Source organism: Blautia sp. HCP3S3_B11 (assembly GCF_052064435.1).
Taxonomy (GTDB): domain Bacteria; phylum Bacillota; class Clostridia; order Lachnospirales; family Lachnospiraceae; genus Blautia_A.
Genome location: NZ_JBQHVP010000001.1, coordinates 37,895 through 50,502 on the forward strand (window position 1 = coordinate 37,895; position 12,608 = coordinate 50,502).

The following is a 12,608-nucleotide window of genomic DNA, read 5'->3' on the forward strand; positions in this document are numbered from 1 at the left end:
CAGGATTCCTATTTATGGAATCCGGCATATCTATAAAAGATATAATTCTATAAAGTCAGAAACGGCATTTACAGGAAAGTTAATTAATTCCTGTAAATGCCATTTCTATTGTCTGTAGCTATTTCATATCTTTACAATATATCTATTCATTTATTATCGTGAGCTGTCCCTATTAACCGGATATATCAAAATAACAGATTATTTTGAATAGCTATATTTATTTCTCATCCATAGCGCGAAGTCTGTGAACCAGTTCTTCACAGATTTCAAGCTCGCTCTTGCCATCTGTTTCGATGATAATGTCTGCTGCTGCCTCGTATTTTGCGCGACGTTTCTCCATCAGATCTGCGATGAACGGAACAGTCTTGTTGTTCTCGATCAGCGGACGGTCGTGGTTATCTTTGACACGGTCAAGGATTGTCTCTGGTTTCGCAGTAAGTAATACCACGCGGCCGTTCTTCTTCATCTCAACTACGTTGCACTCTCTCATCGGAGTACCACCACCACAGGAGATTACTACATTGCTGCGAGACTGCATTTCGATAAGCAGGTTTGTTTCAAGGTCGCGGAAATACTGCTCACCATATGTCTCAAAAATATCAGAAATACTCATTCCCTGTCTCTCAGCAATAATCTGATCCATCTCTACTATATCCATGGCAAATACTGTTTTAAGGAAATCGGAGATTGTAGACTTACCTGAGCCCATAAATCCGATAAGTACGATATTGTAGTTGAAAAGTTTTCTTGCCTGGATTCTCTTACTGTTGGTACGGATGCTGTCGAATACGTCTGCAACTTCATCCTTATGGCGTCTGCCTTCCATTCTCTTCCCCAGCCACTCTTTCTGCTTTGCTTCCTGCTCTGGCTGTAAGATCTGGAGTCCATTAGCCTCTTTGTATGCCATAATGTCCTCTACGATTCTGTTTCTCATAATAAGGGCATCCAGAATGATCTCATCACACTGTCCCAGGCTCTCTCTGAGTACTTCTAACTGATTCATATCTCTTTCCTCTGTCTTTCCTATGACAATTTACTTATTCTGCAAAATTGCCATAAACTTTTTCACGAACGGCCGATGTGTCACCAAACTATCAACTTGTTGATACATGAAATGCCGACTGTTAAGTTTTATTATATCAATCTTGCTTTTTCATAGCAACCCTTTAAACCATTAAATTGTTTCATTGATTCTATAGTTTTTTTCTATGAATTCAACAAATGATTCTATGGCAAGCCTCTGACCAGCTTTGGGATAAAATTGCGGCCCTGTGTGTGAATATATCCGATAGAAATGTTTCCATCAAAAACTTTTGCTGCCTGTTTTGTACGTTTTATGCCTGTATTCAGGATATGAAGAGATTCCCTTACATACTTTAAGAAAATCTCTCCGTATTTATTATAGACATCCTTCTTCCTGAAATCAACCTGTTTTCGTTGTCTTTTTATCTCTTTTTCCTGCCTTTTCAGCTCTTTCATTAAGTTTTTTAATGGAAAAAATCGTGAAATACCTTTTCCGTATACCATTTAAAGCTGATCTTCTCTACAGATCTTTCCGCATAAACAGGATAGGAATCGATCAGTTTTCCATCCAGATAATAAGCGATACGTCCCAGTTTCTCCCCTTTCAGAACCGGGGCGCTTACCTTCTGTGGAATTTCCGTCTTACAGGTTACTGCCTCCCCTTTTTTGAGAAGTATTTCTTTTTCACGGTCCTCGGATGTTACGCTGCATTTCCCCCTCAGATAGACTTTCTCACCTATATTCTGCATATTTTCCACCCCGTCCGTTACCAGAATCTTACTCGTATGTGGCTCCTGCCAGTAGGTTTCATAGTCATAATTATAGGCCCCGTAGCTTAGCAGTTTTTTCGTATCGCTCCATTTGTATGTTTTATGATTGGGCCATCCGCAGCCAAGAAGACTGACTACAAAAGTTTTCCCTTCCTCTTCCCAGGCACACACATAGCAGTACCCTGCCTGGGAAGTATAGCCTGTTTTTCCTGCGAGAACTCCGTCCATCATATCAAGCAGTGCATTGGCATTATGTACGGAGAAAGTCCGTTTTCCTGTGATTTCTGAAAAAGTGTAATCTCTGGTCTGGGAAATGTGCAGGAAAGTTTTATTCTTGATGGCATACCGCATGATCAGTGCCAGATCCTCTGCGGTCGTATGATGTTTGCCATTTTCGTCCTGCGCATCCAGACCGTTTGGCGTAATAAAGTACGTATCCTTACATCCAATCTGTTTTGCTTTTCGGTTCAGCATTCTGGCAAAGCCTTCCACTGTTACCCCACAGTGTTCTGCGATGGCGATTGCTGTATCGTTGTGACTTTTCAGCATCAGAGAATATAAAAGATCCTCCAGATAGTATTGTTCTCCTTTCTGAAGTCCCAGCTTGACTTCCGGCTGGGAAGCTGCATTCTGGGAAACCTGTACATAATCATCTCCCGGCGAACTCTCCAATGCCACAATACAGGTAAGTACTTTTGTTGTGCTGGCATTTGCAAGAGGTGTCTTTCCATCCTTTTCATAAAGCACTCTGCCGGAATCTCCATCCATCAAGACTGCCGATAATGCGTGTAGTTCTGACGGTTCCTCGATAGCCGGTGTCATATCTACCATCTGAGGTATCTTATTTTCTCCTCCTTGTACGGAAGCAGAAGTCTGTGTAAACAACAATACCGCCGTCACGATCGTGACAGCGGCAATATGTCTCATCCTCATATTCCACCTCACCTGCCTGGCATTTATTTATTAAATAACTTATGCCAACATGTCCGGAATATGACTAACCGATATGATATTTCATAAACGCCCGAATTATTTCGATATATTTGCCAATGTCTTAGCCATTATAGGTACGATTCCATCGTGCGCTCAGATGATATGCACCTTCTCTTAAGGTATAAAGTTCCTTCAGATATTCTGCTGTTTCGGGGATTGCCTCCTGATACAGCCTCTTTAATTCAGGGATTGGCGCCTTTGCCTGTTCTACCGCCTCGGCGGTCATAAAGTGTTCGATTACGGAACCGATGGATTTTCCTCCAAAGCTCAGAATTTTTCCGATGATTCTGCGTTTTCTTCCTTGGTCATCGCATACCATAAAGTTTGTAAGAATTTTCATCATTTTGACAGAAAGATAAATGTTTATGGTTTTTACAAGCGGAATAGCTCTGTGAATAACCTTTGCATATTCCATTTTCGGGACAATACCGCAAGCCGGGTAATAGTGGTCCGGATCTTTGCCGGTTTCTTCCATAAGCACACGATCAAATTCTTTCTCGAGAACGATATGAGGAACGACTCCTTCTGCAGCCATCTGGTTCACATATGGGTGGCATGCTGAGTCAAACATATAATGGCAGCCAAATCCCAGAAGATACGCAAGGAGCGCTTCATCATTGTTTCTGCGTACCTGGCGCATTCCTTCTTCGAAAAAGGCTCTTGCCTTCTCATGATGCATAGCGATTCCAAACTGAGTAACCGGATTCTTCGAAACCATATAGTAGAACAGAATGTCCGGTCCATGCAGACCGATCCTGTACAGATCTCCATATCTGCGAATCAGCGCCTTCATATCTGACGGCAGTTTTTTATATACTTCTTTTCCAAATAAATCGTGTGCATATGTGGTTGGCATAACCATCTTCTCCTTCCCGTATTTTCCTGAAATGCTATAATCTTAAATGTCCTTTGATACAGGTAACCATGCCAGAGCGTATTCTAAAATTCATTCCTGTCGGTTAAACATCCAATTTCAACTGGATTTCTTCTTCCGCCTCAGCCTTAAAGTCCTCAATCTGTACCGGATCGGGTACAGGCAGTGATTCCAGATCCTGAACGCCGAAACACCGCAGAAATTCTTCGGTAGTCCCAAATAATATCGGGCGCCCGGGGGCATCCAGTCTTCCAAGCTCTCTGACCAGACTGTATTCTACCAGCTTATTGATCGCGTGGTCACATTTTACCCCGCGGATCTTCTCGATCTCTACTTTTGTCACCGGCTGCTTGTATGCGATAATGGACAAGGTTTCCAGCATAACATCTGAGAGTGCCGGCTTCTGAGGATGCAGCGCAATATTGATCAGATATTCATAATATTCTTTTTTGGTACACATCTGGAAGGAATTTTCCAGTTCTATGATCTGGATTCCTCTGTTTTCTTCCTGATAGCGGTCCATCATATTGCGGATGATCCTTCCGGTTGTCTTCTCATCCACCCCGATGGCTTTGGCTATCCGGGGCAGTTCCACGGAACCGCCCATGGCAAAAAGTATCGCTTCGATAGCTGCTTCTGTCTCCTTAATCTTCACTCAGTCTTCCTCATTCCTTATCCTTTTGTTACGCATTTATCTTTTGCATACTGCGTATCCATGCAGACACTGCCTGTATTTCTATTCCATTTTCTTACCCTTTCCTGTTACTCTTCTTCTGCAAATTCGGTAAGATTCTTCCAGGTATCCGGATCCGTTTGTACTTCTACAGAGATATCATCAAACAGTCCATCCTGCTCGACATGAATATGCCCCATTTTCATCAGCTCCAGTATCGACAGAAAAGTGACTATCACCTGTACTTTAGAACTCTGGCTTTCCAGAAGATTACGGAAACTGAACTTCCTGTGGGTACGCGCAAATTCTTTGATCTCGATCATCTTATCTGACAGGCTGACTTCTTCTTTTTCGATAGTTCCAAACTTGCTTCGAATCGGGTCAACCTTGTCCTCCTGTCTGCGGATGATCGATTTGTAGATAGCATTTAATTTCTCCAGTGTCAGTCCTGCCAGCAATTCTTTTGGATCTACCGGTTCTTTGTACTGCATGACCTCATCCGGCAGAGTTGGCTCTTTAAAAAATACATTGGCTGCATCATCCATTTTGTCTTTCAATTCATAAGACATGAATTTATACATCTTATATTCCAGAAGTTTCTCAACCAGTTCTGCACGTGGATCTTCCTCTTCGCCCTCTTCATTTACCTCTTTCGGGAGAAGCATTTTACACTTGATATCCAGAAGTGTAGCGGCCATGACCATGAACTCACTCATAACTCCTAAGTCTTCGCGTTCCATTGCATGGATATATTCCATATACTGGTCTGTGATCTCCACAATAGGAATATCATAAATATCTATTTTATTCTTTTCAATCAGATGTAACAGCAAGTCGAGCGGACCCTCAAAAACTTCCAGTTTTACCGGAATTCCCATACGAAAACACCTCTCATCTCAAATACGGTTTCAAATCTACAATCAGAACTTCTCTGGGATTATGAATTCTTACAGGAATCGTGTGTTCCCCGGCTCCGGCACTTACCAGCATGTGCTGACTGCCTCTGTGAAAATCCCCGCAGCAAAATGCAGGAAATGGCTGAAGCTGTGGAGAAAGCAGTCCTTTGTGTCTGTTCAGCCTCACAATTCCTCCATGATAATGTCCACTTAAAATAAGATCTGCTCCCCAGTCAAAATAAGTATCGCCGTATTTTGGACTATGCGCAAGCAGAATATTCAGTGAATCTTCAGAGGGTTCTCCAATCAGTTCTCTGACTTCCTCTATGTGAAGTCTGGGAGAGAATGGTTTCTTGTAATAGATCAGCGGAATCTCCAAGCCATAAACGGTAATGCTGGTTTTTCCAACCTTTAATTTGCAGAAATCATTATGCAGAATTTCAACACCAGCTTCTCTCAGCTCGTTTTCATACTCCTGATATTCCCCTGCAAACTCATTTTCTTCCGGGTTGCTCCGATACAGTTTATACTCGTGGTTTCCCAGTGCATAATAAACCGGATACTGCGCCGAAAATCTCTTCAAAAGTGATTCTGCCTTTTTCATAGACTCCGAATCATTTCTTACGATCATGTCCCCTGCGATAAGAATTCCGTCCGGTCTGTATTTGTTGATTGTTTCGAGAAGTCGCTGATTATCAGGACCGAATTCCACACCGTGGAGATCTGCAATAACTGCGAATCGGACTCCTCTGGCGTCTTTGATTTTCTCTGAATGAATCGTATAGTGTACGGTTCTGAATCTTTTCATCTGGTCTTTCCTTATTTTTCCTTATTTTCCAAATCCACAATTCGGGAAGGTACAGACATCACAATTCAGGCAGAGTCCGCCCTCTCCCAGCTGATTGATCTCTGATGCGGTGATTTCATCATCTGCCATCAGTCTTGGCAGTAACAGATCAAAAATCGTATTCTTCGCATACATCACACATCCCGGAAGTCCCAGGATCGGAATCTGTTTTCCATCTTTCTCATAATAGGAAACCAGCATCATTGCCCCCGGAAGTACCGGTGCACCATAAGATACGATACGGGTTCCTGTCGCTTTGATCGCGCCAGGTGTTCTGTCATCCGGATCAACACTCATGCCACCGCTGCAGACTACAATATCTGCTCCATTCTCAATAAATTTCAGGATGTCAGCTGTAATCTGTTCCATATCATCCCCTGGCGTTGTCTGTCCAAGAATCTCTGACGGAAATCTGGCAAATTTATCTTTCAGAACAGGGGTAAAGGTATCTGTGATCAGACCTTTCTGTACTTCGCTTCCTGTTGTCACGATTCCCACTTTTTTCTTCTTATATGGGAGAATAGAGAAAATCGGCTGGTCGCCTGCCACTTCTTTCGCACGGTCCATTTTCTCTTTCTCGATCACTAACGGAATAATTCTGGTTCCTGCAAGCTTATCGCCTTTTTTTACCGGGAAATCTCCATGGCGGGATGCGATCATCATCTCTCCAAGTGAATTAACCGCAACCAATGCATCTCTGCGGATTTTAAGTACACCGTCGATGTCTGCGATCAGCTCAATCTTTCCTTCTTTGATATCAGATCCATGCATGGTACCTGAATCTCCGGCACAGATCTGATAAAGAATCTCTGCGCCTTCGTTCTCGTGAAAGATTCCTTCCTTCTTCTCCCAGACATATAAGTGTTCTTTTCCCACAGAAAGTAAAAGAGGAATATCCTCTTCCCTGACAATGTGTCCTTTCTTAAAAAGCACCCCTTTTTTTACATCTTTGATAATCTGTGTGATGTCGTGGCACAAAATATGTCCCACTGCATCTTCTGTACGGATTTCTTTCATTGTATATACCTTCCTTTTTGTTTTTTGCCACCCGCAATACCCATTTGGATTTTATTATACATCCTGTCTATGTCTTTTGTCAAAGTTTTAAAGGCACTGTTGCACATCATGGTAACGCTTTTATTACTGAGCAAGTAGCAAGTAGCAAACAGTAACAACGCTTTTAAGAGCAGTACCGCGTAATGCAATACTGATCTTAAATTACTCACTGCTATTTTACTGTAACTGGATTCCCCAGATCTTGCAGTCTCTGGTTCCAACGACCATATAATTATCATACACAGCCGGCGAAGCCTCGATGACGCCATCACTGATCGACACGGTATCCTCCAGTTTACCGGTCTTGCCATCCAGGAGACGGACATCACCGCTACTGTTGCAATAAAGGACTTTTCCGCTCCCATCCTCGTTATAGACGCAGACCGGAGAGGACCATGCATAGGAAGAGGAATCCTCCCATACTTTGGAACCATCGGATTTTTTCAGGCAGGCAAGGACTCCGGATGCATTGTCAGAAGTCTTGGATACCGTCACATATATGTAATCGGAAAGTTCGTTCTTTCCACAGGCAATCGTGGACTGAACGCCACCGGATACGCCATCATCTGTATAGCATTGATAGTCTGTATGCCATACGATTTCTCCTGTCTCTGCATCGATCTTCCAGATTGGAATCGTCGCTGAATCATAGCTTCTCCAGCCAAGCCGGAAAGATGTGCTCACATACAGATACAGATGTCCGTTTTCAATTTCCAGAACCGGTGTCGAGTTTGAATCATCAAGTGTATCCTGTCCCCATACAAGCTGCAGGGTATTTAAGTTCAGGCACATCAGATTTCCCCCGTTATCTGCCATAAACGCATAACCTTTATAAATCGCAGCACTATCTTCCATTCCGATCCAGAATGATTCTGTGCTGCTTCTGGTACCATAATACCGCCATTTTACAGTCTTACCAGGGTTAATAGATAACGTGCCATTGTTCTGATCATAATTAGTATTCAGTTTGATCAGATATACGATTCCGTTTTCTCCAGGATAAATCAGGGTATCTGTCTCGGCATCTACAAGCGCCGATCCGTCAAAGAAGCTCAGACTGCCGCGGAGCGAGAATTCATCATTATCTCCAAATGTATACATAACACTGCAATCCAGCAGGTTTACAACAAATACTCTTGCAGTTCCTTCGTTACTGTTGTATCCGGCACCGACATACATAATCGGATAGCCTCTTGGGTCCAGGGCACCTGCGCCTTTGAACGTATATCCAAGATATAATGGATCGCGGGTTTTCTCTCCTGTTCTCAGATCCAGAAAATATACATATCCATCCATGCATGCATAGATCACCTCAACCAGATCATCGTCTGCCTTGGCTTTTTCTGTCATGTTCATATGAGCTTTCACTTCTTTTGACCATTTTGCCATAAGCGGCTGTCCGGTCCATCCACTTCCGGTCCAGACTGCACTGCCGGAAGAAAGAGAACCGGTATCTGCTGACCACAGTTTGTTTAATTTATAATTCGTCATATTTGCATATCCATATGTCGGATTATCACGGAAACTGTTTCCTCGGAATGTAACGATTCCATCTACATTTATGTATTCCTGTCCTACATTAAATGTAATATCTTCATCCGGCTTATAGTCTGCAACATTTTCAAGCAGGTTTCCATCCACTTCAATGTTCGTATAGCTGATAAGATTTTCCGGCTTCGTTGAATCTACGCAGTGCGGCTCAAAGAAGATTTCCTTACTCTCTTCCATTTCAACAAGGTCTTTTTCCTTCTTCGAACCTTTTGTTTTTTTAGTTCCTTTTGCTATTTTTGCATTTGAGGACGATACTGCCTGTGCTTTGTCGCTGCCTGCTTTTGTACCAGATAAAAAGAGTCTGCTCCCTGCAAATACAATCAATAATACAAGAATTATAATTCCACCGATTGTAATCTGTGGTTTCAGGCGGAAACGCTTTCTTCTGCGTCTTTGTTTTCTTTTCTGTGTTTCTCGCTGCACTGTTGACTGAAGATATTCAGGTCTTGCAGATTTTTTCTTGTATCTGCTTTTCCTCAACTGTGATTTTCTTTTTTGATTCATACTTTTTCCCTCAAAATTCATGTATATTCATATTCCAGAGTGTGTTTGAAAAAGACTTTCTACAGAAATGATTTTTTCAAATACTCTCTAAGACAGTTTATCATATATTGGCAGATAAAGTAAGGTTTCAATGTAAAAAAGCAGTTTATTGCTCATAAAAAATTACAATTTCTTCAGAAGTTCTTTCACACAATCCAAATAGGTTGCCTGACCTATTGTCCGGGCATAAAGAATCCGTACCCGGCCCAGTTCTTTTCCATCAGCAAAATAGATCATCTCTCCTGCCTGGCTTCCTTTCTTTAACGGTGCCTTTACCTCTCTGTGAATCCTCAGTTTCTTTTCTACTTTTCCAATAGTTTCCCCGTCTGTGTTCAGATATTGAAACTGCTTTTCATAAGCTAACGGAACACTCTTTTCTTTTCCTTTTTTCACCGGAACTTCCGGTAAAGGCTGCATTTTTTCATCTGTGTAAAGACTACATCTGGAGAAGCCATAATTCAGCATGGATGCCGCGTCCTTAAAACGCACCTTATAATCCGGTGCTGCCATCACCACCGCGATCAGAGTAATCTTATTTCTTTTTGCCACTGCGCTGAGACAATATTTCGCCAGACTGGTGCTTCCTGTCTTTAAACCCACACACCCGTCATAACTGCGAAGCAGCTTATTCGTATTTGTCAGTCCAAATTCTTTTGTTCCCTGTTTCGTCACATGTGTGATATTCTCCATCCATATGGAAGAATACTCCAGAATCTTTGGATACTTCGTAATCAGCTCTCTGCTCATAATCGCAATATCTCTGGCTGTTGTATAATGATTTGAAGAATCCGTCAGACCACAGCAATCTTCAAAATGTGTATTTTCCATTCCAAGTTCTGCTGCTCTTTCATTCATGTGGCGGACAAATTCCTGCTCACTCCCGCAGATATGTTCTGCCATCGCTACACTGGCATCATTTCCGGAAGCGATTACGATACATTTAATCAGCGTTTCTACTGTCTGGGTTTCGCCTTCTTCAAGAAATACCTGAGAACCACCCATGGATTTCGCATAGGCACTGGTAGTGACAATATCATCCAATTTCAGATTTCCCTTTTCCAGCGCATCAAAGATCAGAATCAGTGTCATGATCTTGGTAATACTGGCAGGGCTTCTTCTTGTATCCGAATCCTTCTGATAAATAACAGTTCCGGTCTGTGCCTCCATCAATACTCCGGATGACGCCTGGATCAAATCGGCCGATTCCGTCTGCTGTCCACTGTTCTCCTGTGTGGATTCATTTGCCGATTCATTCTGCCCTCTGGCAGTCAATGGCGTCAGAAGTATCGTAAAAGAAATAATCCATACACATATCACTGAAATCCACTTTTTTGCCATAATTTCTCTCCGGCATATTTATTCTATTTTATTATAAAGACCGTTTTATAAAAATATGCCAAAAGAGCTGTTGCCTTGCAAATTTTATTCGCCAAAGCAACAGCTCTTAAACTTTTTACAACATTGGTGCAAACGCGCGGAAAATATTCTGCATTATGCACACCCCGATATTTCTGTTCAGACAAAATTCCAGTTCTACAGGATTGCAGTACTCCATTGTCTGTGTAAAGTCATCTTTAATATCCTGCACAACTTTATTCTTATAAATCCATACGCCATCTTCAAAATGAAGATACAGACTTCGATAATCCAGATTGATCGTTCCCACCACGCCAATCTCATCATCACATACAAACGATTTCGCGTGGAGAAATCCCGGCTGATATTCATAGATTTTTACTCCTGCTTCTAACAACTGTCTGTAATAAGACTGTGTCAGAAGAAATACCAGCTTCTTATCCGGAATTCCCGGTGTCATAATCCGCACATCAACTCCGCTTTTTGCTGCCAGGCAAAGTGCCGTCATCATTTCATTATCTATGATCAGATACGGGGTACAGATATATACGTATCGTTTGGCTTTGTTTATGATATTCAGATATACGTTTTCACCAACGATTTCTTCATCAAGAGGTGTATCGCAGAATGGCTGGACAAATCCGTCACTTTCAAATTCTTCTTCGTGATATTTATGTGGAAAATATGCTTCATAGTCGATGCTCTCATCTGATCGTCCGACTACCGCCCACATATGAAGAAACATGGCGGTCATATTCCAGACTGCTTCACCTTTTAGCATAACTGCCGTATCTTTCCAGTGTCCGAAGCGTTCTTTCTGGTTGATATATTCATCTGCCAGATTGATTCCGCCGGTAAAACCTACCCAGCCATCTATAATGCAAAGCTTTCTGTGATCGCGGTTATTCTGAATGATATTCAATAATGGCCGGAACGGATTAAATACCTGACACTTAATTCCCTTTGCACGAAGTTCTTCATAGTATTTGTGCGGCAACGTCGTAAGACAGCCAAATCCATCGTAAATCAGGCGCACATCCACACCCTCTGCTGCCTTTTCCTCAAGGATATGGCGGATCGTCCGCCACATCACACCATCATTGATGATAAAATATTCAATAAAAATATATTTCTTTGCCTGTTTCAGTTCCTGTACAAGCACAGGAAACATATCATCTCCTACCTGGAAATATTTCGCGGTCGTATTCTCATGAACCGGAAATCTGGAAACATCCGAAATATATCGGGACTGGATCGCTGCTGACGGATCCAGTTCTTCCAGCTTCTGCCTTGTCTCCGGCCGGTCCCGCAGATATTCCCTGCTCTCTTCAATCCGCTGTTCAAAATGCTGCTGCATGATCGTCGCAATTCTGGAACGTCCAAACACAAAATACAGTACCACTCCAAGAATCGGCAGGGTGAGGATGAGCATCGTCCACGCCAGCTTATATGACGGATTAATTTCTTTGTTTAAAATCCAAAGTACAAGCACGACACCGACCAGTTTAAGTACGATGTCCACGTATCTGGAAAAAGCTGCCAGCCGCAATACCATCAGAAAGATCCAGCCAAGCTGTACAAGCATTGCCACTGCCACATAAAAAATTCTGTTAAAGAGAATCTTTGCCAGTTTCTTTAGCAGTAACAGGATCCAGTTTTTCTTTTCTTTCAGTTTTTTGTTGTTCTCTGCCTTCAAGATTACTTCCTTCCCCTGATATCGTTAATAATTTCCTTTTTTACACTTTCTAGAATAAATAGAAATTATTTTATCTTTCCCTATTATTTTTCCTTATTATGATAAAAATCCCTGACAAACTGCCAGGGATTTTTGCGCACAATTAATTATATTTACGTTTTCTTGCGGCTTCAGATTTCTTTTTACGACGAACGCTTGGTTTCTCGTAATGCTCTCTTTTGCGGATTTCCTGCTGAATTCCTGCTTTTGCGCAGCTTCTTTTGAATCTGCGAAGAGCGCTATCTAAAGTCTCGTTCTCTTTTACGATTACGTTTGACATAGACTCACACC

The 12,608-nt window shown here is 42.2% G+C and carries 12 protein-coding genes; all 12 read right to left on the bottom strand.

From position 1 onward, the window contains the following. Nucleotides 1-217: 217 nt before the first annotated feature. On the bottom strand, nucleotides 218-1,003 hold the full coding sequence (locus ACTNC0_RS00185; protein ID WP_441085830.1) for a shikimate kinase: 786 nt from the start codon (nucleotides 1,001-1,003) through the stop codon (nucleotides 218-220). A gap of 224 nt (nucleotides 1,004-1,227) precedes the next feature. Then, on the bottom strand, nucleotides 1,228-1,527 hold the full coding sequence (locus tag ACTNC0_RS00190; protein WP_441085831.1) for a hypothetical protein: 300 nt from the start codon (nucleotides 1,525-1,527) through the stop codon (nucleotides 1,228-1,230). Continuing rightward, nucleotides 1,488-2,720 carry a D-alanyl-D-alanine carboxypeptidase family protein gene (locus ACTNC0_RS00195; protein WP_441085832.1) on the bottom strand — a complete coding sequence of 411 codons (1,233 nt, stop codon included), beginning with the start codon at nucleotides 2,718-2,720 and terminating at the stop codon, nucleotides 1,488-1,490. The genes ACTNC0_RS00190 and ACTNC0_RS00195 overlap by 40 nt, the downstream gene beginning before the upstream one ends. A gap of 127 nt (nucleotides 2,721-2,847) precedes the next feature. Further along, on the bottom strand, nucleotides 2,848-3,642 hold the full coding sequence (locus ACTNC0_RS00200) for a zinc dependent phospholipase C family protein (RefSeq protein ID WP_441085833.1): 795 nt from the start codon (nucleotides 3,640-3,642) through the stop codon (nucleotides 2,848-2,850). Between the two features lie 103 nt (nucleotides 3,643-3,745). After that, nucleotides 3,746-4,315, bottom strand: a complete 570-nt coding sequence (gene scpB, locus ACTNC0_RS00205) for an SMC-Scp complex subunit ScpB (RefSeq protein ID WP_117674789.1) — start codon at nucleotides 4,313-4,315, stop codon at nucleotides 3,746-3,748. Nucleotides 4,316-4,422: 107 nt separating this feature from the next. Next, complete coding sequence (locus ACTNC0_RS00210) at nucleotides 4,423-5,211, bottom strand: segregation and condensation protein A (protein ID WP_117674788.1); 789 nt, start codon at nucleotides 5,209-5,211, stop codon at nucleotides 4,423-4,425. Nucleotides 5,212-5,224: 13 nt separating this feature from the next. Beyond that, nucleotides 5,225-6,037, bottom strand: a complete 813-nt coding sequence (locus tag ACTNC0_RS00215) for a metallophosphoesterase (protein ID WP_441085834.1) — start codon at nucleotides 6,035-6,037, stop codon at nucleotides 5,225-5,227. 21 nt (nucleotides 6,038-6,058) lie between these two features. Beyond that, a complete protein-coding gene (locus tag ACTNC0_RS00220) occupies nucleotides 6,059-7,093 on the bottom strand; it encodes a molybdopterin-binding protein (protein ID WP_441085835.1) in 1,035 nt (344 codons plus the stop codon). A 216-nt stretch (nucleotides 7,094-7,309) separates the two neighbouring features. Next, nucleotides 7,310-9,187 (bottom strand): outer membrane protein assembly factor BamB family protein, encoded by a 1,878-nt coding sequence (locus tag ACTNC0_RS00225; protein WP_441085836.1) that lies wholly within the window; start codon nucleotides 9,185-9,187, stop codon nucleotides 7,310-7,312. Between the two features lie 162 nt (nucleotides 9,188-9,349). Further along, the gene (locus ACTNC0_RS00230; protein WP_441085837.1) at nucleotides 9,350-10,564 is read right to left on the bottom strand and encodes a D-alanyl-D-alanine carboxypeptidase family protein; all 1,215 of its coding nucleotides are present in this window, start codon (nucleotides 10,562-10,564) and stop codon (nucleotides 9,350-9,352) included. Between the two features lie 115 nt (nucleotides 10,565-10,679). Beyond that, a complete protein-coding gene (cls, locus tag ACTNC0_RS00235; protein ID WP_441086055.1) occupies nucleotides 10,680-12,167 on the bottom strand; it encodes a cardiolipin synthase in 1,488 nt (495 codons plus the stop codon). Nucleotides 12,168-12,420: 253 nt separating this feature from the next. Beyond that, nucleotides 12,421-12,597: a 30S ribosomal protein S21 gene (gene rpsU, locus ACTNC0_RS00240; RefSeq protein WP_004222305.1), complete on the bottom strand. Its 177-nt coding sequence runs from the start codon at nucleotides 12,595-12,597 to the stop codon at nucleotides 12,421-12,423. Nucleotides 12,598-12,608: the final 11 nt, after the last annotated feature.